Source organism: Vibrio sp. AIC-3 (assembly GCF_013114515.1).
Lineage (GTDB): Bacteria > Pseudomonadota > Gammaproteobacteria > Enterobacterales > Vibrionaceae > Vibrio > Vibrio crassostreae_C.
Window position 1 is genome coordinate 1 of the sequence record NZ_VTXG01000001.1, and the last position, 23,614, is coordinate 23,614.

Below are 23,614 nucleotides of genomic sequence, written 5' to 3' on the forward strand. Positions count from 1 at the left end.
TTTCACCTCACGGTGAACACCCTTGCATAGGCTAACGGTTCTCGCTCGACTGAGCCCGTAGAGGACTTTCACCTCCTAGATCAACGCCATGCTCGGCGCACCAAAAAAGGCAGAAGAGTTTCCTCTTCTGCCTTCATATTATTTACCGTTCTACTGCGTATAAATTGCAGTAGATTTCAGCTTAAAAAGCCTAGCGTTTTTCTGTACGCATACCCATTAGCAAGCTCACACACATCAGTAATAGAATGATGGTAAATGGTAATGCCGTCGAGATTGCACCCGCTTGTAGAGCTTGTACTGCTTCAGTACCACCAACCCACAATAGAGCCACAGCAATCGCACCTTCAAGGAACGCCCAGAACACACGTTGAGGCACAGGCGTATCAACTTTACCACCCGCGGTGATGCTGTCGATTACTAGAGAGCCTGAGTCAGACGATGTAATGAAGAATACTAGAACCAATACAACCGCAATGATTGAAAGCAGAGTCCCGAACGGCAGTGCATCAAACATTTGGAACATTGCTAGTGATACATCTGTTAGGCCGTCTTGACCAAGAATACCAACGTTATTCACGATTTGGTCAATCGCCATGCCACCGAATACTGACATCCAAATGATAGTCACTGTAGTCGGTACAATCAGTACTGCTGTGATGAACTCACGAACGGTACGACCTTTAGAAACACGTGCGATAAACATACCTACGAATGGAGACCATGAGATCCACCAAGCCCAGTAGAATACAGTCCAACCGTGCATCCACGTTTCATCTTCACGACCGTGAGGGTTACTCAACGGAATGATGTTTTCAATGTATGCCATCAATGTCGTTGGGATAGAACCTAAAGTCACCGCGTAGCCGATTAGAGCCACTAAGATAAGCAGTAGGAAAGCCACCAACATGTTGATGTTACTGATAACTTTAACGCCACCATCAATACCACGAAGTACTGATACTACCGCCAATAAAGTCACCGCTGTAATCACAATAACTTGCAGACCTAAGCCCGCTTCAATGCCGAATACATGCTGAATACCACTTGCCGCTTGTTGTGCACCAAGACCTAACGATGTCGCCAGACCAAATAGCGTTGCAAGTACAGCAAGAATATCAACAATGTGACCTGCCCAGCCCCAAGCTCTATCACCTAAAATTGGGTAAAAGATAGAACGGATAGAAAGAGGCAATCCCTTGTTGTAAGAGAAAAACGCAAGTGACAGTGCTACTACGCCATAAATCGCCCAAGGGTGTAGACCCCAGTGATACATGGTTGCGCCCAATGCCAGTTTTGCAGCTTCTGGTGTGTTTGGTTCAACACCTAACGGAGTTTCAAACCAACCCGTGAAGTAAGCCGCTGGCTCTGCCACACTCCAGAACATCAAGCCGATACCCATACCTGCGGCAAACAGCATCGATAGCCAAGAGAAGAATGAGTAATCTGCCGTCGCATCAACACCACCAAGGCGGATTTTGCCGTACGGAGAAACAATCAAACCTAAGCAGAAAATTACGAAAATATTACCCGACCAGATGAAAAGCCAATCAAACGAATTGATAATCTGGCCTTTAACGCCATCTAGCGCAGCCTTTGCTGAAGCGGTATCTGTAATAAGAACACCGATCAGGAACAAAGCGATAAGTCCCGCACTAATACCAAATACTGGGTTATGAACATCAAAACCCCATTTTTGGACGTTATCTTGACCGACAGTGTAATCCGTACTGTCGATACTGTATTTATCTATACCTTTAGTCATTATCCCTCTCTACGGAATTCTATTAGGGTCTATTGACCTCGTATTCCTTACTTACCTGCGACTTAATTACAAACTCGAACCTACGATCCAAGTAGTACAAGCTGTTGTCACAATAATTCAAATACTTGGATGTCTGAAGTTTAGCAGGTTAACTTGTTGCTTTCAGTAAACTAGAATCGGTTCGATGGAATTTCAAACAATATTCACGTAATTACTCAAGTTTATGACGAAAAAAAGGTCGAGCCTGTCGACCTTTTTATCAAAAATACTTTTAACTCAAAGCATTTTGGTGCTTAACCAATTGATTTTCAGTTCGTAAACCTAGCAATAAGCTTAGGCACATAAGCAATAATATGAACGCAAATGGAAGTGCCATAGAAACGGTACCGGCTTGCAATGCTTGAATAGATTCCGTACCACCAACCCATAGTAGAACCGCTGCAATCGCGCCGCCCATCAACGCCCAAAATACACGTTGTGGAACCGGTGCATCCACTTTACCGCCAGAGGTAATGCTATCGATAACCAATGAGCCTGAATCAGAAGAGGTGATAAAGAACACCATAATCAAACCAATCGATACCACTGAAAGCACAGAGCTCATTGGCAGAGCATCGTAAGTATGGAAAAGAGAAAGTGTAATATCTTGCAGACCATTCACACCAATCTCGCCCACCTTGTTCGCCACTTGATCAATCGCGATGCCACCGAAAATAGCCATCCAGATGATGATTACTGTCGTTGGGATGAACAATACAGCAACGATGAATTCACGAATCGTTCGACCTTTAGAGATACGAGCGATGAACATGCCTACGAATGGTGACCAAGACATCCACCACGCCCAGTAGAATACCGTCCAACCTTGCATCCACGTTTCGTCATCACGACCGTGAGGATTGCTTAAGGGAATGAAGTTTTCAATGTAGCCCATTAGCGCGGTTGGGATTGCTTTAATACCCGCCATGCCACCAGCGATGGTAACGAAGATAAGTAAGCCCAAAGCAACCAGCATGTTCACATTACTCAGAAGCTTTACACCACCGTTGATGCCACGAACCACGGACATTGTCGCTAAGAAAGTAACCACTGCGATAACAATCAGCTGCATGCCAATACCGCCATCGGTACCAAATACATGGTTAATACCACTGGTCGCTTGTTGAGCACCTAAGCCCAATGAAGTTGCAAGGCCAAATAGCGTTGCAAGCACAGCGACGATATCAACAATATGACCAAACCAACCCCAAGTTCTATCACCCAAGATAGGGTAGAAAATAGAGCGGATTGATAGAGGTAAACCTTTATTGAAGGTGAAGAAGGCAAGCGCTAGAGCAACAACCGCGTAAATCGCCCAACCGTGCAGACCCCAGTTGTAGATGGTTGCACCAAGAGCCAACTTCGCCGCTTCAGGAGAGTAAGCTTCAACACCTAGTGGTGTTTCATACCAGCCAGTGAAATAAGCTACTGGCTCAGCAACACCCCAGAACATTAAGCCAATACCCATTCCTGCGGCGAATAACATCGACATCCAAGATAGGTTTGAGTGCTCTGCTTTGGCATCATTGCCACCAATACGTATCTTGCCATACGGGGAGACAATGAGGGCAAAACAGAAAATTACGAAGATGTTTGCTGCCCACATGAAGAAACCATCGAAGTTACCAATGACTTTCCATTTGATTCCATCAAGCGCCGCTTTTGCGGTTTCAGGGTCTGCGACTAGAAGTGCCAACAGGAAGATAATGATCGCCCCTGCACTGATTCCAAATACTGGGTTATGAACATCAAAACCCCATTTCTGAACGTTATCTTGTCCTACTGTATAATCGGTATTTTCAATACTATACCTATCTTTTACAGGCTCCATGCTTCCTCTCTAATTTGCAGCGCACAGTTTGCAACATTGCATTCGGCGCTTAAATTTCGAAAAGAAGAATATCAACCTGTCGCAAAAATACTAAAAAAACCTCCATAAAGGAGGCGTAAATTACACATTTAGTAATTAAATTACACATTTAACGTTATTTAGCGTAAGATCAGTCCACAAGCCCAGAGCTGACCGCATATTTAGCAAGCTCTGCCGTAGAGTGAATATCGAGCTTATGCTTAATATTTTGCCTATGGGTTTCTACCGTTCGATAGCTGATATTCAGCGCCTTTGCGACCTCTTTACTGCTCTCCCCTTTTGCGACTAATTTCAGCACAGCCTCTTCACGTCTGCTCAATGGATTCTTGACAGATGGCGTGGGAGTAATCGGCTGAGTAAACAAATTCTGCGTGACTTTTTCACAGAAATAGGTCGATCCTTGATTGACCGTTTTGATTGCCTGTACCATTTTTTCAGCCGAAATCTCTTTCAACATGTAACCGACAGCACCCGACTGCATCACCTTCATGATGTATTCACGGTTGTTATGCATGGTCAGCATCAGGACCTTGGCTTCTGGGTCTTCTTCTTTAATCAGATGGGTGGCATCAATGCCATTCATGATAGGCATGCTGATATCCATCAACACCACATCAGGGCGCAGAGACTTAACGACCTCTACCGCTTCTAGTCCATTGCTGGCCGTACCTATCACGCTAATATCTGGCTCGAGTTCCAATCTCGCCATAAAGCCATCCAGTACCACTTGGTGATCATCAGCAATCACAACTCGAATAACTTCACTCATTCATTAATCCCTCTAGTGTCAGTAACACTGTAATTTCCGTTCCGAGGCCAATCTCACTCATCAATTCAAAGTCACCACCGATGAACTCCACTCGCTCTCTCATGTTACGCAGCCCGATCCCTCGTTTTTCCATCGCTTTATAGGTGTTGAAACCGACACCGTTATCTTGAATCAGTAGTTGCAACACATTACCAATTTGCTGAGCGATAACCGTTACTTTGGTCGCTTGTGCATGTTTTTCTATATTATTCAGCGACTCTTGCACGACTCGATATAGGGTCGTCGCCGCCTCTGATTTTAACTTACCAGGTTGAGTAGCAAACATGGTTTCTACTTCAATACCCGAATGCGCCTGAAAATCTAACAACAATGAAGACAATGCCGCCTCTAAACCAATATCATCCAACGAACTTGGACGAAGTTGATGCGAGATGTGCCTCACTTCTTCGATTGCTCGCATCAGTGAATGCTGCGACTTATTCAAATGTGCTTTGAGGTCTTCATTTTGTAGCTTATTACCGAGCAGTTCTAAGTGGCAACGACTCGACACTAATAATTGGTTAATACCATCATGTAGCTCACGCGCTAAATGCTTCTTCTCGTCTTCTTGGAACATCACCGTCTTGTGCGCCAGTTCCTTTAGGTTGTTATCCGCAATCCGATGTTCATGCATGTTAATGGCCAAGGTCAGCACGATAATGACCGCAACCGTCACACTCAGAATCACCACAATCGAAAAGAACGTGGTTTCAATATTGTTGTTAATCGCAGCCTGCATCGAAGCCACTTCTTGGTGTACGTCTTCAATATACAAGCCGGTGCCAATCATCCAGTCCCAACGCTCTAACCAAGCGGCGTAGCTCAGCTTAGACACCACCTCACCCGTCGAAGGCTTTTGCCACAAATACTGGTGAAACCCGCCTCCGGTTTGCGCTTCTCTTAACAGAGCCTCTATCAGAAAATCGCCATCTTCATCTTGCAGTTGGAGTAGGTTTTGGCCTATCAATTCTGGCTGAATTGGATGAACCAAGTTGGTCCCGTGGCGATCGTATGCGAAGAAGTACCCATCAGAGCCATATCTAAGTTTAGACAATATGGTTCGAACTTTTTTTTTTGCTTGGGCTTCTTGGATATTTGGATCGTTATAGACGTGTTCTATGGCGTCGAACGCGAGATCAACCGTGTCTTTGAGGGCGTTTTCACGCGACTTGATTAGGCTGTCTCTAAAGATCTCGACTTCTTTAGCGCCTAACGTCTTAGTCTGGTGCAGCGAGATCCAACTAATACTCGCCGTTACCAGCAGCAACGGGAGCAACGTCAGCAAAATCAGCTTGGCTTTTAGAGGCATTCCTTTCCCTCACAAAAAACGGCTTACTGAACATCAATAAGCCGTTTTACTTTAGCAATTTATAGATAGCCGTTGAAACATATCATTCACATTCTTGGCTTCACTCACATTCCATAGAAAGATGGGAAAGCGAGAAGTGATCCAAGTACGAGGATTTGAATCAGAATGAACGGCATCACACCTCGGTAGATGTCCTTAGTCGTCACGCCTTTAGGTGCTACGCCTTTTAAATAGAACAAACTAAAACCAAATGGCGGCGTTAAGAAGGAAGTTTGTAGGTTCATCGCAATAAGGATAGCGAACCATGTCATGTTGATGCCCATCAGTTCAGCAACTGGCGCAATGATCGGCACGATGATGAAACAGATCTCTACGAAGTCGATGAAGAAACCCAGAATCAGAATCACCAGCATGGTAATGATCAGGAAGCCCCATTTTTCACCTGGCAGTTGTAGCATCCACTCTTCAACCAGATAGTCGCCACCAGTGTAGGTAAACGCCATTGAGAATGCCGTTGCACCCAACAAGATAGCAAATACCATCGCCGTTACTTTCACCGTCTCTTTCGACGCCTCGTACACCATCGACCAACTAAATTGACCGTAAAGCAGTGCAAGTATCATCGCACCCGCGCCACCTAATGCGGCTGACTCTGTTGGCGTAGCAACACCTGCGAAGATAGAGCCCAGTACAACAATGATTAACGCTAGAGGCGGAAGAATCGCTTTCAGTGCATTAAACACTTCCTGCTTACGGCTGATGGAGTCATCACGTTCAATAGGTTGAGCCGCTTCAGGGTGTAGCTTTGCATATATCAAGATATAAACGATGTACGCGCCGACCAGCATCACGCCTGGCCAAATCGCCGCTTGGAACAAGTCGCCTACAGGAACACCTAGAACATCACCCAATAGAATCAATACGATGGAGGGTGGAATGATCTGCCCTAGCGTACCAGACGCACAAATAGTGCCGCAGGCTAAGCCTTTGTCGTAATTGTACTTGAGCATTACAGGTAGGGAGATAAGTCCCATAGCAACAACAGAAGCACCAACCACGCCAGTAGAAGCCGCAAGTAGTGAACCTACTAATACGGTTGAAATCGCGATACCACCACGAACGCCGCCAAACAGTCGCCCCATAGACTCAAGCAACTGCTCAGCAAGCTTGGTCTTTTGTAGAACGAGCCCCATAAAAACAAACAATGGAACGGCCATCAGAACCGTGTTTTCCATAATGGATTGAATTCGATATGGCATGAAGGCAAACATTTCAATGCCCTCAGCCCAAACACCAAAGATTAACGCGATACCACCAAAGGTAAACGCCACTGGGAAGCCAAGTAAAAGTGCAAACAAGGCTACGAAAAACATTACTATTCCAATCATGTTCAGCCTCTACTTATTCTTTGTATGAGTATTGTTTGCATGGATAAGGTGCGGATTAAAAATCTTGTTCAGCGAATGCAGGATTAAACCTACGCCACTGAGTGCCATTAAGAAGAATGACAGCGGGATCATAGCTTTGATGATCCAGCGATATGGCAAGCCACCCGGGTCACCTGAGGTTTCACCGAGGTTATAGCTCTCTTTGGCCACATCAATACCAAACCAAGCAACCAGCAAACAAAAAGGCATCAGAAAGATCAGTGTGCCGAGCAGGTCAATAATCGCTTGTGCCTTGAAGCTCAGTTGCTCGTAGAACACATCCACTCGCACATGACCACCAGCCTTGATGGCATAAGGAACACCTAATAGGAAAACGGCTGAGAAGAGGTGCCACTCCATCTCTTGGAAAGCGATAGAGACATCGTTGAAGGCATATCTCATGACAACGTCATACACAACGTTGGCGATAAGTAGAATAAACAACATACTGGAAAGCCATCCCAGTGCGTCACCGATACGATTAAACAGGCGTTCAATATAAATTAGACTTCGCATTCCCGACTCCATGGAATTTGAAAAGACATCTTGCAGTACAGCTAACCCAACTAAAAACGATTCAGTTTATAGCTAGCAATAGGCACGACGTAGAAAGGGTTCTTGGGCATTTAATTATTATGTTGAAAATGAACCCTCAGCTTATTCACTCTTAAATACTCAATAAGAAAAGCTTTGGGTTCATTTAACTTCAGTTCAACAACAGTCGATTATTTCGCTTGGCTATTTAGATAAGCTCTGTGTGAAATATCCGTCCATGAACGTACTTGCTCTAGGTAGCTTGCTTGTGAAGCTTGGATCTCTTTTGCCAACTCATCTTTCTCAGCATGGGCAGCAAGTAGTCGATCGTTCGCTTCTTTCAGTGCCGACATTACTTCAGGCGGGAAATCTTTTACTTGTACATCTGGGTATTCTGTTTTCATTGAAACCCAGTTCTTGCCACTTTCGTGCGTAGCTTGTGTGTACATGTCATAAGCCGCTGTACGCATGGCAACACGCAAGATCTCTTGTAGGTCTTCAGGCAGCTTGTTCCATGTACGCTTGTTCACTAGGAATTGAAGCTCTGAACCCGGCTCGTGCCAACCTGTGTAGTAGTAAGGCGCGATTTTGTGGAAACCCATACGAAGATCAAGTGATGGACCTACCCACTCCAGTGCATCGATTGTGCGACGCTCCAAAGAGGTGTAAAGCTCACCCGGGGCAATGTTCGTCGGTTTCGCACCTAGCTCCGCAAGAATCTCGCCGGCAAAGCCTGGGATTCGCATTTTCAGACCTTGTAGATCTTCAACGCTGTTGATCTCTTTTTGAAACCAACCACCCATCTGGATATCCGTGTTACCGCCTGGGAACGACATCAAGTTATGTGGAGAGTAAACCTGCTCCATTAACTCCATACCACCACCGTGATAGAACCACGCGTATTGTTCTGCTGGCGTCATACCGAAAGGCATAGAAGTGAAGTAAAGAGTGTTTGGAACTTTACCTTTCCAGTAGTAAGAGCCTGAGTGACCCATGTCGTATTGACCAGACTTAACCATGTCAAAAACGCCAAGAGGTGCTTTGTGTTTGTTTGCTGAATCGATTCTGATTTGCAGTCGACCATTCGACATCTTCTCAGCCATCGCCGCCATGTTTTTGGTTGCATCACCGAAAACTGGGAAGTTTGGTCCCCAAGTTTCCGCAAGTTTTAAACGGTAAACCTTATCAGCGGCTGTAGCACCAGTAGCGACCAAAGCTAAACAAGCCGCAGCAGTTACTGCAACGTTTTTAAAAACTCGTGTGAGGGAGTTAGAAATGAGACTCATGTTCACGTCCTTTGTTGGGTTAACACTCTTTCTATGAGCATTTTTTATGATTCAACATAAGAGTGCACCGTGATGAGGCAACAAGATATCAGGGAGAGCACGCACGCATGGCGTTAACAAAGTTACGTATTAGACCAAAGGATTAAGTAGAACTACGTAGGAGATAATTGAATAGTGTCGATTTCAAAGGAGTTTGGATATTCACCAAGGCAATGCGTATTGATAAATACCTAAGTATTAATAATTAAATACTCTTAACAATTGATTGCCATTTCGTGATGAAGCTCTATTCATTGCTGTATTTTAGGGGGAAAAAATCAAGGCTTTGCTCTCTTGATCTACCTAGCTAACGCCCTAATTTAGTGCTTGCTGATTCGAAGCTCTGACACGAGACAACACTAATCAGTTAAGCCGTATATCGAATTGGAATTGAGATTATAGAGCCTAGGTTTAGGCTTGGATTTGGGCTCGGACTTGGCATAATGTGCCAGATACAAAAAAGCCTCGAAAATCGAGGCTTAAAAACTTAACGAAGCGAATGTAATCCCACAGGATTAGATAGCTTTGTAGATAACCTTGTTACCTGCTAGCTGCTCTTTCGCTACTAGGTTTTCTTCAAGAAGTTTTTTCAATGCGCCTGTTGCCCATGAAGCTGCTTTCGCGTCTTCTTGACCAGCTTCTAGGCCGATACCTTTAGGGTTAATGCCTTCAGCATTGCTAACAACGATGTCTAGAACTTGTTGTTGCTTAGGAGTCAGTGCTACTGCAACTTCTTTAGTTGCTGCTACTGCTTTCTCTACCGCTGGTTTTGCTGCTACAGTTTTTTCTGCTACAACTTTCTCTGCGACAGGCTTCGCTTTTTTCGGCGTTGCCACTGCTTTAACTACAGCCGCTTTAGTGCGTTTCTGCAGTTTAGCCTGCACCTTACGCTTATGAGCAAGTCTCATTGAATATTTCTCCAGTTCACTGCTCTTTTCGCAGTGGTGAAAATTTGAAGCGCGATTTATACCAAAAAACAGGAGCTATTTGTAGAGTGAAGCGTCGAAAGTCGACGAAAAATACCGATATTGTCTACTAGCGTCTATTATTTAAACATCGACTTATCAATTCAGGGTCATATACACTGGTTATCCATCCAGACAAAAATATGAAAACTTGGTGTTACCTATGGACACTCGTCACCTTAGTAATTTCTCTTTGCCTTCATTCACTCGCTCGTACCGTATCCTCGTCATTATTTTAGGCTTCATTTGCTTGATCGTTTCGCTCTACAGTGACAATCCAAAGTTACTGATCGTGGGTGCTTTTTGCAGTATTGCGCTTCTGGGAACTGGCTACTATTTGATGCTGCGCAGCCGAGTGATGTTCACACTTACCCCGACTCATTTTCAGCAGCACTTTTACAAAGGGGGTTGGGTTTTAAAATGGAGTAACATCCAAAAAATTGGTCTTTGCACTTATGAACAAGATGGTTGGCATCAACCTCTGCCCTGGGTCGGAATTAAAGTAAAAGATTACTCGCCCTACCTCGATTCGATTTGCCCTAAAATAACTTGTGAATTATTGCTCAGCCAACGAGCACTTTTGTACTTAGGAGCCAAACAAGCAGGCAAAGAGTCCAACTTTGAGGATATGGTTCTCGACTCATCGCATTACCATGCGCGTTGTACTGAAAGTGGCTGTGTCGAACTAAGCCAATACAAAGAGTCGCAGAATACCGACAACGTAAATTTCAACGATAACCAATCACAGGACAACCTTGATTCACCGAATGAGACAAACAGTCCAAACGCGGTGATTAAAAACTATTCTGGATTGCAGGCGATGCTTGCCAACAGAATGAAATATCAAAGGGGCTTCCACGGTTATGACATTTTCATATCAACCCATGATTTGAATATGAGTGGAGAAGAGTTTGTGGGGCTGGCTCGACGCTACTTGGCTGCCGCTGAACGTCTTTCTGATTAAGGTTTACCAGTAAGTTCACACACAATAAAAAAGCTTAGCTTTCAGGACAAAAGCTAAGCTTCATTTTCAATCAATCGACACAAATAATCGGTTGGAAAATCAAAGATTTAATTAGTACAGAGGCATTTCATCTGCGACGAACGGGTTTGATGCACGCTCGCGACCGAATGTCGATTCAGGACCATGGCCCGGAACGAATGTTACGTCACTGCCTAGTGGCCAAAGCTTAGTCTTGATTGAAGCGATAAGCGTATTGAAGTCACCTTGTGGGAAGTCAGTACGGCCAATTGCGCCGTTAAACAACACATCACCCACAAACGCTAAACGAGCTTGCTCACTGAACAATACAACGTGACCTGGCGTGTGGCCCGGCGTGTGAATCACATCAATCACTTGATTACCAAAAGTGACTTTGTCGCCCTCTTCTAACCAAGTGTTTGGTTCAAAAGCTTTACACAGTGGGAAACCAAACATCTGACTTTGATTCTCTAGACCTTGTAGCCAGAAGTTGTCTGCCTTATGCGGGCCCACAATTTCAACCTTCAAGATCTCAGCAAGTGGTACCGTACCGCCAACATGATCTAAGTGACCGTGCGTCAGTACCAAGTTCACAACCTTAACACCGAGTTCTTCAATGATAGCCGCGAGTTGTTGAACATCACCGCCCGGATCGACAACGATGCCTTCCATGGTTTCATCACACCACACAATCGAGCAGTTCTGAGAAAAAGAGGTAACAGGTACAACTTGATACTTAAGAGACATATACAAACCTTAAAGAGCGAATCTGGTGAACAACTCGAATATCGCTATGTTATTGGCAACAAACCCAACAATAACAAACTAAACAGCAACAAACTGAGCAGCAATAAACCGAATTATTAGAACAAACTGAAATTTGGGCAAACTATGACATTGGATGTCTACTTTGACAAGTGCCTACCGTATCACTCAATAACTCAGCTTAGCTCTACCAGTTGCGAACTGGACCAGTATCAATGTGGATGAAGTTACTACGAGCGTAATAACCAACACCACCTGCTTGCAGACTTTTAGCTACGTCTCTCAGTTCCTTTAAATCAACACCATCGATACGAAAATCGATCGCTTTACCAAGCATGTGATAGCTCTTTTTAGCGACACCACTCGACTTAGAGCGCAACGCTTCGTTGGTTGCTGGAGAGCGGTAGCCAGAGATGATTTGAACTTCTTTTTGAATACCCAGTACATTTTGAATCTGAGTGATCTGATCAAACAGGTTCTTATCCATTGGATGAATCTCATTGCGGCGGAAGTCACGGCACAGTTTGCTAAGGCGTGCCATCTCGTCACCAACATAGTTAGTGCCATCGAAATAACAAGTCTCTAATCGTTCACCAGTGTGAAGATTGTTCATGCTAATCGTTCTTGGTTGATCCGGGTATGAAGCGAAAGCGATAGAAGGAGTAAGAGAGGCGACTACAGCAGTACCACCAGCGTAAGTCAGAAACTGACGGCGTGAAAATAAACTTTGAGACATACAGCAAAAAAACCAATTAGATCGAACGAAAAATGCACGATACATAATGGAATTTGCTGCGTCAACGTACAAAAACCGTGCAAAACGTTAGTATTTGTAACCTTTGCACGGTTAGTTATTGATACTCATTATAATTTTATCAATAGAAGCTTGGTTGTCATTTTTCAGTCAAGATCACCTTTCTTGACCATATTTCAATCAACCGCCCTCTTTATCATATTGGTAGATATCACCGCGGTATTGTATGCCTCCTTCTTCAAACAACACGGTTTGATAAATGATATGCACTGGAATTCGCTTCTTGAGACGAACCTTAGTATTGGGCGCAAGTTCATCATCCTGATTCGGCACTTTCTTTACCTTAGTCGCAAATAACAACTCCGCGAGTTCCTCGGCATGCTCAACACGAATACAACCAGAGCTATAGGCGCGGAAGTCATCGTTAAACAAGCTTTTACTTGGGGTGTCATGGAGATAGATGGCTCGCTTGTTGGGCGTATTGAACTTATACAAACCCAATGCGTTACTAGAGCCTGCTTGCTGGCGCATTCGATAAGGAAAAGAGTTAAAGTTAATCGTTTGCCAATCTATCTCGGTAGTATCGACAGTTTCCATCGAACGCCAACCATCGATCACTTGAAAATTGTGTGTTTCAAGATAACTCTCGTCGGCTTTTACTTTAGGCAAGATATCTTTAACCATGATTTTCCATGGCACGTTCCAAGTCGGATTTAAGATAACCGAATCAAGCTTTATCTCTAAGAGTGGTGTTTTTCTCGATTTTCTCCCAACCACAACTTTAGATTCAAAAACCTCTTCCCCATCTTCCCAATACTTCATATCAAAACTAGGTACATTCACCACAATCAGTGAGTCTCTATTTCTTGGCCATAAGCGGGCACGCTCGGCGTTCAATGCTAGGGAAGTAAGTCGATCATCAAAGCCCATATTGATCCATTTGATCGTGTCTGGCCCGATGATCCCATCATCCGTAAGACCGTGCATGCGTTGGAAAGATTTAATCGCCTTTTGCAGATCTCGATCGAACTTGGGAAAATCGACCGCGATCATCGAGGTATCAACACCAACCAAAGCAATACGTTCAACAAGAATGGCTTTATCTGAAAGCTGGTCGCCCAAGCGTTTCAAGCCTTTCTGTCTGTACCGATCAATCTTGAGCTCGGACGCGGTTTCTAATACTGAATAAGTCGCCTTGAATTGGTCGAAATCCCCCACTGGCGGTGCGTAAGACAACACCATCTCCAATAAGTAATCATTGGCGACACTGCTTTTCAGTCTCATCAGAATATGGGGCGAAGGCGCTGGTAATTTGGAATGCAACTTGCCCGAGAAGTACCAATCTTTACCGGCAAGCGGCGCATTTTCAACGTAGCTCAGGTAGTAGATAAAAGTATCGGTAAGTAATATGTCCAACTCTTGCCATTGAGCATGGGATTGATAGTGACGGATTTGCTTGAGTTGTCGCTCGAAGAGTGGTGCCATTTGCGCTTGTTCAAGAAGCGACAATTGGAACTCAAACGCTTTAACCAGCTCAGGAGAATCCCAAAGGATAGGCAGAGAAGTGTCTTGATAGATACTCTGTGTGAGCTCTGGATATATAAGCATGAAAGAGAGTTCTGATTCCGCCGGAATGAAACGGCTCTCGTCAGAACTCGCATAGCTCCATGCATGCACGGAAACTAACACCAATAATCCACAGAAGTATTTTGCTAACATGCTTAACTCCGTCACCAGCAATTCCATAAGTATGGCAAAGAAACGGGAGTAAGCATGTTATTTTTTAAGGGATTTATGAATCAAATTGCACTCCAGTGATTATCCCACTGGACCGATGATTGCTGAGTTGATTTCTCATAAGGCTTGCGCTGGCTAACCACACTGCCCGCCCCAGAGCTTAATCGAAACTCACCATCAAACAGCACAGCACCAGAAGCGTCAGATAATGCAGACAGTTCTACTAATTCTTTGGTCTCTTTCGACCAAATACCGTAGCAATTGCCTCTTGGCGAAGTCGCAATAATCCAATCGTCTGACGCCGCAATACTGGCGATATAGTGATTGAACCTTGCCCATTGCTCAGGCTCTGCGTTCAGTGATTCAAACTGGCCGCCTTTAGTATGCATCGCCAATAGCGAAGGAGACTCATCTGGTTCACCACGATATTGCTGGCCACAAAGTACCGTTTCAGCACCATCATGGGCTAAATGTCGAATGCTCAGCTTCTTATCCAACAATTCAACCTGATCAAGTAACACACCTTCAGGAGAAACATAACTCAAGCTCGGCAGCATCGAATCGAGGTTTTTCGGTGTTCTACCATCAGTATGAACGCCACCAACGCCGATCGCGAGATTACCATCCGGCATGATGATCACTTCATGTGGGCCGATACCGAAACCAGTGAACTCTTCGACCTTACGATAGCCTTGCGCGACATCGTAAACGCCAATCACGCCTTGACTGGTGTCGGTTTTCCCTTCAGTGGCATACAATAGTGTGCCGTCTAATGAGTAAACGCCATGACCATAGAAGTGGCGGTTGTTACCTTTCACCACCATTTTGATCTGCTGACCGTTTTTGTAGTCAAACACCATAAAATAGTCACCAGGACGACGGGCAAAAACCACCGCATGTGATGAGGTTGGGCAGATTGCGACGCCATGGCCACGCTCAGGGATAGGTAGCTGGCTCAGTGGCATGCCATACTCATCAGCCACAACCGCGGAATACTGGCCTCGACCATTAAGCGCACAACCAATCAACTGAGGTTTATTCGATGCGCTTTCACCTGAACGGCTAGCACATCCGAACGGCAGCACAGGCACAGCAGCACACCCAAGTGCTGCTTTCAGTAAGGTTCTTCGTGTAGTATCAGTCACCATCGGTAGCATTAAATCCTATTACCACGCCAAGCTCTATCGCCACTTCTTCATGAATCAGGTACTTCAAACGTTCTAGTTTGTTGTATTGAGTCAGCACCTCGCGGTAGCCCTCTTTGCTCTGCAATAACTCAAACAAGCTTGAGTCTGTAGGCCAAGTATCTAGCGTCAATGTGAACTGGTCAGCAACGCGATCAGCTAGGTCGTTTAAGCCCTTCTCTCTCAACAAGCCGTCTAGGCCATTGCCACCGGCAAGGTACAAATTCTGAAGTGCTGCTACATTGGCTTTTAGTTGAGTCATCGAGGTTTGTGCACGCCATGATTCTGAGAAGTAAGGACGCGGATGACCAATTTTCGCCATCGGGCGACTCAGCTTTTTCATGCTGTAATCAAGTTGGTTGGTCAATAAAGCGATGTATTCAGACTCCCAACGAGTCTCGTCTAGCGCTAACCAAGGGTTAACCTGCCATGCCTCAGCAATAGAGGCCGATTTCATTGCCAAGTTTTGTGCGATCGCTTGTGAAGATAGACAACCAGACGCTTTGTCTTGCAGTAATGGAGATTGCTCGTCGTACAGAGACCACTCCAACGCACCTAGCCCTTGAACCGTCACACTCTGCTGCGCGATTTCGTCTTGAGTCCAAGCTTTGTTCTGCTGAGTTAACTGACGCATCTTAAGACCCGTCGTGTTCTTTTTGTCTGGCCAAAACTGAACATTCCAGCTCTGTTCCAATGCCGCTGTTGGGCCTCTTTCTTGTCCTTGCAGTGCCATCCAGCTGTTCATGGTGAGCTGCCACTGATTTTCCAACGCATCCAGCTCAATATTGTTGGTTTCACAGTAACCCTGCATCAAGACTTCCAGCTCACCGGCTTGCTTAGCGAATAGCACCGCTGAATCAAACTCTTGTTGATACACGCTACGGCTGATATGAGCAGTCGTGTCTGCTTGATAAGAGACACCGTTAACCTCAGATGAAGCCGTTTGCTCACCCGATGACTGGCAGCCTGCCATGATTAATACCGACAAGGGCATTAACAAAAATTTATGTGCCATGCTGTTACCTTACTTCCTAGTTTTTCTTTTAATTATATGAGTTCAATAAATATGAAACGACCGCTGGCCTCGTATTCCTACAAGTTCAGCGGTAGTCAGTCTTTTGTTAGCGGTTTTCTTAAGTAACTAAGCCGTTGGCTTAACTGAATTCAAGACAGCCTATAATGAGTCCAAAAACGCTAGTAGTGCTTCGCGTTCACTGCTACTCAAAGCTAATACTTTTTGTTTTGCCATTTCTGCTTCACCACCATGCCAAAGTACCGCTTCCATAACGTTTCTTGCGCGACCGTCATGAAGTAAGAACGTATGACCGTTCACTTCTTTGGTATAACCTAATCCCCAAAGTGGTGTGGTACGCCACTCTTGACCATTGGCAAGATACTCAGGGCGACTGTCCGCTAAGCCTTCACCCATGTCGTGTAGCAACATGTCGGTATATGGGCTAATTAACTGATTAGATAATGCAGACAGACCTTCTCGCTCTGCCGTGCGGAATTCGGCCTGGTGACAGCTTTGACAACCAACGTCTTTGAACAGTTTTTTACCTTGTACGACAGCTGGGCTATCGACATTACGACGAATAGGTACTGCGAGATGCTGCGAATAGAACTCAACAAAATCTAAGATATTGTCACTGACTTCTGGCTCGCCACCATTTGGAAAATCATCACAGGTTGATTGCGCTGATGTGCAGTTTTCATTCGGAAATAAGCGGCTTGTCAGGCCTAAGTCACCGTTAAATGCCGCCGCGTTTTGCTGCATTAAGTTTGGCTGCCCGGCTTTCCAACCAAAACGACCTAGCGCCATTTCATTGGTTTGAACATCAAGAACATAGTTGGCTTTACCCGACACGCCCTGTTTGTCTGCCAATTGCTGCTCTGCAAATCCAAGAATCGTTTCTTGTGGGATACTTTCAAGCAAACCAAGACCAATCATTGGCGGCGCCACTCGAGCTGAAAACTCGGTCTTAGGATGCATCTCGCCGAAAGCAAGTTCAGTAATATTTAAAGTGGGTTTACGCAGAGTAACGACGGTGCCGTCTTTGAATTCAACAGGAACATCCGTGTAGCTAATGTTCACTTTGCCCTCTGGTTTTACACCTTGAAGCGCAAAATCTTGTAGCTGACCGCCGTACGTCGGCTCTGGAATTCCACCATCTCGAATGAAGGCTTGTCGCTGCTCAGGCGTTTCAGCCGGAATGCTTAAACGAACCAACATGGATACTGCGTTCTCATCTCCTTCTTCTGGCGCGTGACCACGACCATCTTTGATGTGGCAGTTTTGACAGCCGTTAGTATTAAATAGTGGTCCTAACCCATCACGAGCATCGGTTGATGACGGTGCAGGAACCCAAGGGTTTCTAAAGAAGCTATTACCTACGCTGAAATCCAAGCGCTTACTCATTGGTAGATTGGCTGCGGGAAGGGAAAAAGCGTTCGCTCCTTCTTTCTTCACGGTCGTTTTGCCGCCAGAGTAGGTTTCATGAGCGTGTAATGGAGATACGAAAAACAGTGCGGTTAATAGTGAGGCTGAGAGATACGACTTCATACATTGCCTTGCTGTGTTTTTGATTTTAGTTTTTATGTGGGTGTGGCTTTCTTGAGGATCAAACAATTAAGGGCTCAATCAGAGCCCTTACATTTGTGTCGGCTCGGGTTCTTAGAACTCGTGATCCGCTGTGTCTGGGTTTAGGCTATCAATGCCAATCACACCCGCAGCACGCTCAATAGCCGCTGTTTGAGACACTAGCGCAACAATTGTTTTGTTTACTAGTGCATTACCCGCAGCGTTGTCAGCAGCGATTAGCTGATCGAAGTGCTGGTTGTTTTTCTCTGCAGACGTTACTAATTCGCCTACTTGTGCACGTGCTAGGTCAAACTGCTTTTGAATCTCTTTCGCAGCTTGCTCATCTTTTTGCTCTACTAGGTCGAACAGGCTTGGGCCGGAAAGCAGAGTACCGTCTTCACGCTTGTATAGACCCGTGTAAACGTTGTAGATGCCTTGCTCGTTGTAGTAGTGAGAGTTGTGCGTGTTATCAGAGAAACAATCGTGCTCGTCTTCAGTAGAGTTTGCTTCTAGTGCAACCTTCATACGCTCACCCGCTAGCTCACCTAGAGACAGTGAACCCATGCCAAACAGCATTTTACGAAGACCATTCTCGCTAGATTCTGAAAGAAGCTCTTGACGGTAGTTGCCTTTCTCGCCTTCAGCCCACTGCTTTTCCATCCATTCTAGGTCTTGGATAAGTAGCTCAGCAGATGCTTTTAGGTATGCGCCACGACGGTCACAGTTGCCGTTAGTACACTCAGCGCCAACAACGAAATCAGTGTAAGCACGCTCACCTGCACCGCTGGTTGTACCGTTTAAATCTTGGCCCCAAAGTAGGAATTCAATTGCGTGGTAGCCAGACGCTACGTTCGCTTCAGAACCACCGATCTCGTTCAAGTCTGCGATTAGCTCAGGGGTGATGTTGGTTGCATCAACGGTAGTCTGACCAATTTGGAAAGTCTTGTTAGCCACGATGTTTGCGCTAGCGCCTTCGTTACCAAGTTCATATTGGTAATCAGTCGAAACATAATCAATCAGGCCTTCATCAAGTGGCCATGCGTTCAGTTGGCCTTCCCAATCATCAACAACAGCGTTGCCGAAGCGGAAAACTTCTGACTGTTGGTATGGTACGCGAGACTCAAGCCAAGCTTGTTTTACTTGTTCGAAGTTGCCAGCAGAAGGAGAAGCTAAGAAGGTATCAATAGAAGAGTTCAACGCTTTTGCTGTAATTACTGAATCTGCAAACACTGCATGCGCAATATCTGCGTAATGTTCTACAACTTGATCTTGAGTTACTGCTGCGAAAGAAGAAGCAGAGGCAAAAATGAGTGACGAAGTTACGGCTTTTGTCACTAAAGATTTAATGGTCATGAAGCATCCTTGTTGAGCTTTAAATTATTATTCGTAGTAATAGTGCAAACCATTATCATTTGCACTACGGATTGAAATAATACAAACTTACAATTTTATTGCAAGATAAATACAAAAAAACCTCACATATGTGAGGTCTTTAAACATTTTTATGTTAAGCGTAACAAAGAGGCTAATCAGATATCCAGATTATGCTTACCGTGTGAGACTTTTGCCTTCAGGTAGCTTTCATTACCCGATTTGATATGAGCAGAGGTATTCACCACTTCTTCAATCTCAATACCAAAAGATTTTAGCTCATTGATCTTCTTAGGGTTGTTGGTGACTAAGCGGATTTTTGTAGTACCTAAGGCGCGTAGCATTTCAGCAGCTTCAGTAAAATCGCGTAGATCATCGCCAAAACCTAGGTGGTTGTTGGCTTCATAGGTGTTCATGCCTTCGCTTTGCAGACGGTACGCATCGATTTTGTTGTACAAGCCAATACCACGACCTTCTTGGCGAAGATAAAGGATCACCCCACCCGTCTCACCCATAATTCTAATGGTTTCGTCTAACTGCTCGCCACAGTCACAGCGAGAAGAATGGAAAACATCACCAGTCAGGCACTCAGAGTGCATACGAACAAGAGGTATGTCTTGTGTCTTGTCTGCTGATTTAAATATCACAGCAACATGCTCTTTATCTGTTTTCAATCCATGAAAAGACAGAAGTTCAGCATCTATACTGCTTGTTACCCCTACTTTGAAATCTATTCTGGCACGCACTTCCGCCATAGCTATACTCACTTGAAAATTCGATGTATTTAACGACGCTACATTATATGTCTAGGCAATATTTTGTAGCTAACTATCTAATGATAGACACTATGAGGCTGTTAACAATTTTTTTCAAGGTCGACCTCGTACAAATTGTTATAATATAACAATTATTTTTCACATAAGAAAAAACCCCACATTGGGATGACCAACATGGGGTTATAAATTAATCAGTTGCGGCTAAGACTACGATTTTTTACAGAACGATCAACTTACTTGAGTTTGCTTCCAGATGACAAGCTGAACCCAAGCGTTCTCTAATTCGGTTAACTCTTCTTGAGTAAGCGTAGAAATGCTCGACTTTGCACTGTATTTTTCTGCCCATTTATCAGATCGGACATGAGTATGGAACTCTTTCTTTAAATTTGAGATTACGTTATCCACAGATACATCCTTATATAGCAGTGCTTAGCCTTTATAATCGGTTAATGTTACAAAATACAGGTCAGTTGGTAAACAGTAATACACAATTTTTATGAGCTCTTCCTAACACTTTTTACTGATAAATATATAAATAAGAGAAATAATAGGCTCGGTAGCAACCAAAGTAATAGATTTGAAACCTTCATCGCCGGCTTATAAAGTACAAATTCACCAAATCTTTCCGTCATATATCGAGTAATCTCATTATTACTCTTCCCTGCTTTCACCATATTGAACACAACAAGGCGTAAGTCTTTTGCTATTGGTGAGTTGGATTCAATCAGATTTTGGTTTTGACATTGTGGGCAGCGTAACGTTTTCGCCAAGCTAATAGCACGTTGCTGTTGTTCTGGGTTTTCAAACTCAAACAGTTCAACTTGAATACTCGTCTCTGTATTACTGGCAGTAAACAGATCTTCAGCCATGGTTGAAAGGCTAATCACTAAAAGAGCTGACAGCATAAACAAGGTTTGTATTAGAGACTTCATCATCCATTCACACCATCAAAATACATCGCAAGCTCATCTTTCCATACCATTTCATTAATCACGCCCAATAGCTTTTTAATGATCTGGCCATTGGCATCAACCAAATACGTTTCAGGTGTGCCGATTACGCCCAACTCTAACGCTAACTTGCCTTGAGGGTCACTGATCACGGTTAAGTACGGGTTGCCATCGTTCGATAACACGTTAATCGCAGCCCCAGAGTTATCTCGATAATTGAGCCCAACGATGGGAATGCCTTTATCGTGAAGTTGAAGCAAAAATGAATGTTCGGTTTTACATATCCCGCACCAAGATGCCCATACATTAACCAGTTGATAAGGGTGCTGCGTGACATCAGTAAGCGTAACTTTCTGCTGACCACTGACGCCTTCACTATTCACTAACGCACTCGATGTAAATTCTGGAAATGCCCTTTGTTGTTCAGACACCATGGTCGATTGCTGCTTATTATCAAGCGCAAAGACAAATCCCAGCACCACAATCAATGCTAAGGCAATTAGAGTAATTAGCTTGTTACGAACGCTGTTATGCATACTGTGACGCCTTAACGGTTTTCTTTTTACGATGAGTCAATGAGAGCAAAGCGCCGATAATGGAGAACAGCCCACCAAACCAGATCCAGCGCGCATACGCCTTATACTGAACACGAAATGCGTAAGCGGTGGAATCGACTTTCTCGCCCATGGTGATATAAACATCGCCATGCCAGAACCACTTCATTGCAGGCTCACTCATGTTCATAACACGAACTTGGTAGTGTCTTCTTTCTGGCGCGATGGAAAAGCTTTGCTCGCTAGCATCTAATTCGAGTATCGCTTTTTCTGCAGTAAAGTTGGAGGCGACATAGAGCTCGGTATCACGATGAGAGAGCGTCCAGCCCATAAACTCAACCTCTTCACCTGGGCTCAATTTGTAACTTCGCTCAAATGAATGGTAACTGTTCATCGCGGCACCTATCGCTAATACTGCGACACCCACATGCGCCAACGTCATCACCCATACTTTGCGTTGAAACTTAGAGTTGCGCGTTACCGCTAAGCCGTAAACATGAGTCAGGGCTACCCAAAACGCAAGTGACCATGTCATTAGCACCATCACTTGGATCGCTTCAACTTGCAAAACATAAGTTACAAAGCCAAGACAGAGAGACAATAAGGCAATAATTCCAATCACACCTTTCGACGCTTGAGGTTTGATACTGAGCAATGGCGCTAACCCTATCACTCCCATCGCAAGCAGAGCCAATGGCGCAATAAGAAGATTAAAGTAAGGTGCGCCCACAGAGATATTTCCAAGGCCAAGTAATTCAAAAACCATTGGGTAGAAGGTACCAAACACCACCACCGCCGTACCCAGTACAAATATAAGTACCGCCACTAAACTCAAAAAACTTTTACTCGCAAAGCTAGTGATTGGATTCGACTCGAAAGATTCACCACGAACAATAAGAAGAGAAAACGAACTCACTAACACCAAAACCAGTATCAGTAACAGCGCGATACCTTTGGTTGGGTCAACAGCAAAAGCATGAACGGAAGTGAGGACGCCAGATCGAACAATAAAAGTACCGAGGATACTTAAACAAAACGTAATGAAAGCAAGGCTAAGTGACCACTTCAGCAACTGTTGCTTGCCTTTAGCAACACCCAAACTGTGCAATAGAGCGGTTGATGTTAGCCAAGGTAATAGGCTGGCATTTTCTACCGGGTCCCAGAACCACCAACCACCCCACCCTAACTCGTAGTATGCCCACCAAGAACCAAGAATGATCCCTGCGGTTAAAAAGATCCAAGCGACCAAACAACAACTGCGACAATGAGCGACCCAATCGAACTCAATCGGATCCACCAGCAAAGCGGCCACAGCAAATGCCAAGACCACAGAGAAACCAACATAACCCAAATACAACAGAGGCGGATGGAATATCAAACCAACGTCTTGCAGCATTGGGTTAAGGTCACGCCCTTCAAGTGGCAAGGTCGAATTCAGTTCAAATGGGTTCGAAGCAAATAAGGTAAACCATGCAAATATCGCGAGTAACACATTCATCACCCACAATACGCGGCTCTGATACTCAGAAGAATATTGCTTTTGTAGGGCAATCACACCCGACCAACAGCTAATGGTTAAGACCCAAAATAGCAATGAGCCTTCATGTCCAGCCCACACAGCGGCCATTTTGAAGAAGGTGGGTAATTGAGTATTGGAGTGTTCTGCAACATAGAGGATGGAAAAGTCGTCACCTACAAAGGCATAGCCAAGTAAAACGATAGCGGCAATGGAAAACAAAGCGCTAGAGAGGGAGAAACTGCGAATTAAAGCCACATTTTGTGCTTGTTTAGTTAGCATTTGATACATCGAATACACAGCGATAATGCTGCTGAGAACAGCGACCAAAATTAAACTAAACAGCCCCAAAGAACCGACCATATCACCTCAATCAGGCTCTACCTAAGCAGAACCAAGTTAAAC

General features: G+C 44.6%; 21 protein-coding genes. 1 reads left to right on the forward strand and 20 read right to left on the reverse strand.

Annotated elements, in window-relative coordinates:
• Positions 1 to 190: 190 nt before the first annotated feature.
• The 8 genes from F0229_RS00005 to F0229_RS00040 all read right to left on the reverse strand — a co-directional run bounded on the left by F0229_RS00005 (position 191) and on the right by F0229_RS00040 (position 9,982).
• The gene (locus F0229_RS00005) at positions 191 to 1,762 is read right to left on the reverse strand and encodes a BCCT family transporter (protein WP_017060963.1); all 1,572 of its coding nucleotides are present in this window, start codon (positions 1,760 to 1,762) and stop codon (positions 191 to 193) included.
• 271 nt (positions 1,763 to 2,033) lie between these two features.
• Positions 2,034 to 3,632 carry a BCCT family transporter gene (locus F0229_RS00010; RefSeq protein ID WP_017066829.1) on the reverse strand — a complete coding sequence of 533 codons (1,599 nt, stop codon included), beginning with the start codon at positions 3,630 to 3,632 and terminating at the stop codon, positions 2,034 to 2,036.
• Positions 3,633 to 3,801: 169 nt separating this feature from the next.
• Positions 3,802 to 4,440, reverse strand: coding sequence for a response regulator transcription factor (locus F0229_RS00015; RefSeq protein WP_017060961.1), 639 nt, complete (start codon positions 4,438 to 4,440; stop codon positions 3,802 to 3,804).
• Positions 4,433 to 5,788 carry a cache domain-containing protein gene (locus F0229_RS00020; protein WP_017070256.1) on the reverse strand — a complete coding sequence of 452 codons (1,356 nt, stop codon included), beginning with the start codon at positions 5,786 to 5,788 and terminating at the stop codon, positions 4,433 to 4,435. The genes F0229_RS00015 and F0229_RS00020 overlap by 8 nt, the downstream gene beginning before the upstream one ends.
• A gap of 104 nt (positions 5,789 to 5,892) precedes the next feature.
• Positions 5,893 to 7,176 (reverse strand): TRAP transporter large permease subunit, encoded by a 1,284-nt coding sequence (locus F0229_RS00025; protein WP_029235146.1) that lies wholly within the window; start codon positions 7,174 to 7,176, stop codon positions 5,893 to 5,895.
• 9 nt (positions 7,177 to 7,185) lie between these two features.
• Positions 7,186 to 7,731: a TRAP transporter small permease subunit gene (locus F0229_RS00030; protein WP_052879091.1), complete on the reverse strand. Its 546-nt coding sequence runs from the start codon at positions 7,729 to 7,731 to the stop codon at positions 7,186 to 7,188.
• A 209-nt stretch (positions 7,732 to 7,940) separates the two neighbouring features.
• Positions 7,941 to 9,035, reverse strand: a complete 1,095-nt coding sequence (locus F0229_RS00035; protein ID WP_017060957.1) for a TRAP transporter substrate-binding protein — start codon at positions 9,033 to 9,035, stop codon at positions 7,941 to 7,943.
• A 554-nt stretch (positions 9,036 to 9,589) separates the two neighbouring features.
• Positions 9,590 to 9,982 carry a hypothetical protein gene (locus F0229_RS00040; protein ID WP_017060956.1) on the reverse strand — a complete coding sequence of 131 codons (393 nt, stop codon included), beginning with the start codon at positions 9,980 to 9,982 and terminating at the stop codon, positions 9,590 to 9,592.
• A gap of 220 nt (positions 9,983 to 10,202) precedes the next feature.
• Here F0229_RS00040 and F0229_RS00045 point away from each other — a divergent pair, with 220 nt between their 5' ends.
• The gene (locus tag F0229_RS00045; protein ID WP_171732006.1) at positions 10,203 to 11,003 is read left to right on the forward strand and encodes a DUF2982 domain-containing protein; all 801 of its coding nucleotides are present in this window, start codon (positions 10,203 to 10,205) and stop codon (positions 11,001 to 11,003) included.
• Between the two features lie 111 nt (positions 11,004 to 11,114).
• Here the strand turns inward: F0229_RS00045 and F0229_RS00050 are convergent, their stop codons facing one another.
• From F0229_RS00050 to F0229_RS00105, 12 genes are all read right to left on the reverse strand, one after another.
• Positions 11,115 to 11,768: an MBL fold metallo-hydrolase gene (locus F0229_RS00050; protein WP_017060954.1), complete on the reverse strand. Its 654-nt coding sequence runs from the start codon at positions 11,766 to 11,768 to the stop codon at positions 11,115 to 11,117.
• A gap of 205 nt (positions 11,769 to 11,973) precedes the next feature.
• Positions 11,974 to 12,522 (reverse strand): YcbK family protein, encoded by a 549-nt coding sequence (locus F0229_RS00055; protein WP_171732007.1) that lies wholly within the window; start codon positions 12,520 to 12,522, stop codon positions 11,974 to 11,976.
• 198 nt (positions 12,523 to 12,720) lie between these two features.
• Entirely contained in the window at positions 12,721 to 14,259 is a 1,539-nt protein-coding gene (locus tag F0229_RS00060) for a murein L,D-transpeptidase (protein ID WP_171732008.1), read from the reverse strand.
• Between the two features lie 80 nt (positions 14,260 to 14,339).
• A complete protein-coding gene (locus F0229_RS00065) occupies positions 14,340 to 15,425 on the reverse strand; it encodes a DUF1513 domain-containing protein (RefSeq protein ID WP_171732009.1) in 1,086 nt (361 codons plus the stop codon).
• Entirely contained in the window at positions 15,415 to 16,476 is a 1,062-nt protein-coding gene (locus F0229_RS00070; RefSeq protein ID WP_171732010.1) for an imelysin family protein, read from the reverse strand. The genes F0229_RS00065 and F0229_RS00070 overlap by 11 nt, the downstream gene beginning before the upstream one ends.
• A gap of 159 nt (positions 16,477 to 16,635) precedes the next feature.
• The gene (locus F0229_RS00075) at positions 16,636 to 18,024 is read right to left on the reverse strand and encodes a di-heme oxidoredictase family protein (RefSeq protein ID WP_171732011.1); all 1,389 of its coding nucleotides are present in this window, start codon (positions 18,022 to 18,024) and stop codon (positions 16,636 to 16,638) included.
• A 111-nt stretch (positions 18,025 to 18,135) separates the two neighbouring features.
• Positions 18,136 to 19,395: an imelysin family protein gene (locus F0229_RS00080; protein ID WP_171732012.1), complete on the reverse strand. Its 1,260-nt coding sequence runs from the start codon at positions 19,393 to 19,395 to the stop codon at positions 18,136 to 18,138.
• Positions 19,396 to 19,571: 176 nt separating this feature from the next.
• A complete protein-coding gene (gene ribA, locus F0229_RS00085) occupies positions 19,572 to 20,168 on the reverse strand; it encodes a GTP cyclohydrolase II (RefSeq protein ID WP_009848836.1) in 597 nt (198 codons plus the stop codon).
• A 249-nt stretch (positions 20,169 to 20,417) separates the two neighbouring features.
• Entirely contained in the window at positions 20,418 to 20,594 is a 177-nt protein-coding gene (locus tag F0229_RS00090; protein WP_017063565.1) for a hypothetical protein, read from the reverse strand.
• Positions 20,595 to 20,683: 89 nt separating this feature from the next.
• Positions 20,684 to 21,124, reverse strand: coding sequence for a heme lyase NrfEFG subunit NrfF (gene nrfF, locus F0229_RS00095; protein ID WP_017063564.1), 441 nt, complete (start codon positions 21,122 to 21,124; stop codon positions 20,684 to 20,686).
• Entirely contained in the window at positions 21,121 to 21,675 is a 555-nt protein-coding gene (locus F0229_RS00100; RefSeq protein WP_102332079.1) for a DsbE family thiol:disulfide interchange protein, read from the reverse strand. Before F0229_RS00100 ends, nrfF begins: the two co-directional genes overlap by 4 nt.
• A complete protein-coding gene (locus F0229_RS00105) occupies positions 21,668 to 23,572 on the reverse strand; it encodes a heme lyase CcmF/NrfE family subunit (RefSeq protein WP_171732013.1) in 1,905 nt (634 codons plus the stop codon). The genes F0229_RS00100 and F0229_RS00105 overlap by 8 nt, the downstream gene beginning before the upstream one ends.
• Positions 23,573 to 23,614: the final 42 nt, after the last annotated feature.

Coding starts and splice junctions, on each gene's coding strand:
- F0229_RS00035 (WP_017060957.1), bottom strand. CDS start 9,035: ATGAGTCTCATTTCTAACTCCCTCACACGAGTTTTTAAAAACGTTGCA.
- F0229_RS00010 (WP_017066829.1), bottom strand. CDS start 3,632: ATGGAGCCTGTAAAAGATAGGTATAGTATTGAAAATACCGATTATACA.
- F0229_RS00005 (WP_017060963.1), bottom strand. CDS start 1,762: ATGACTAAAGGTATAGATAAATACAGTATCGACAGTACGGATTACACT.
- nrfF (WP_017063564.1), bottom strand. CDS start 21,124: ATGATGAAGTCTCTAATACAAACCTTGTTTATGCTGTCAGCTCTTTTA.
- F0229_RS00070 (WP_171732010.1), bottom strand. CDS start 16,476: ATGGCACATAAATTTTTGTTAATGCCCTTGTCGGTATTAATCATGGCA.
- F0229_RS00030 (WP_052879091.1), bottom strand. CDS start 7,731: ATGCGAAGTCTAATTTATATTGAACGCCTGTTTAATCGTATCGGTGAC.
- F0229_RS00040 (WP_017060956.1), bottom strand. CDS start 9,982: ATGAGACTTGCTCATAAGCGTAAGGTGCAGGCTAAACTGCAGAAACGC.
- F0229_RS00080 (WP_171732012.1), bottom strand. CDS start 19,395: ATGACCATTAAATCTTTAGTGACAAAAGCCGTAACTTCGTCACTCATT.
- F0229_RS00050 (WP_017060954.1), bottom strand. CDS start 11,768: ATGTCTCTTAAGTATCAAGTTGTACCTGTTACCTCTTTTTCTCAGAAC.
- F0229_RS00105 (WP_171732013.1), bottom strand. CDS start 23,572: ATGGTCGGTTCTTTGGGGCTGTTTAGTTTAATTTTGGTCGCTGTTCTC.
- F0229_RS00065 (WP_171732009.1), bottom strand. CDS start 15,425: ATGGTGACTGATACTACACGAAGAACCTTACTGAAAGCAGCACTTGGG.
- F0229_RS00020 (WP_017070256.1), bottom strand. CDS start 5,788: ATGCCTCTAAAAGCCAAGCTGATTTTGCTGACGTTGCTCCCGTTGCTG.
- F0229_RS00045 (WP_171732006.1), top strand. CDS start 10,203: ATGGACACTCGTCACCTTAGTAATTTCTCTTTGCCTTCATTCACTCGC.
- F0229_RS00100 (WP_102332079.1), bottom strand. CDS start 21,675: ATGCATAACAGCGTTCGTAACAAGCTAATTACTCTAATTGCCTTAGCA.
- F0229_RS00015 (WP_017060961.1), bottom strand. CDS start 4,440: ATGAGTGAAGTTATTCGAGTTGTGATTGCTGATGATCACCAAGTGGTA.
- F0229_RS00060 (WP_171732008.1), bottom strand. CDS start 14,259: ATGTTAGCAAAATACTTCTGTGGATTATTGGTGTTAGTTTCCGTGCAT.
- F0229_RS00025 (WP_029235146.1), bottom strand. CDS start 7,176: ATGATTGGAATAGTAATGTTTTTCGTAGCCTTGTTTGCACTTTTACTT.
- F0229_RS00055 (WP_171732007.1), bottom strand. CDS start 12,522: ATGTCTCAAAGTTTATTTTCACGCCGTCAGTTTCTGACTTACGCTGGT.
- ribA (WP_009848836.1), bottom strand. CDS start 20,168: ATGGCGGAAGTGCGTGCCAGAATAGATTTCAAAGTAGGGGTAACAAGC.
- F0229_RS00075 (WP_171732011.1), bottom strand. CDS start 18,024: ATGAAGTCGTATCTCTCAGCCTCACTATTAACCGCACTGTTTTTCGTA.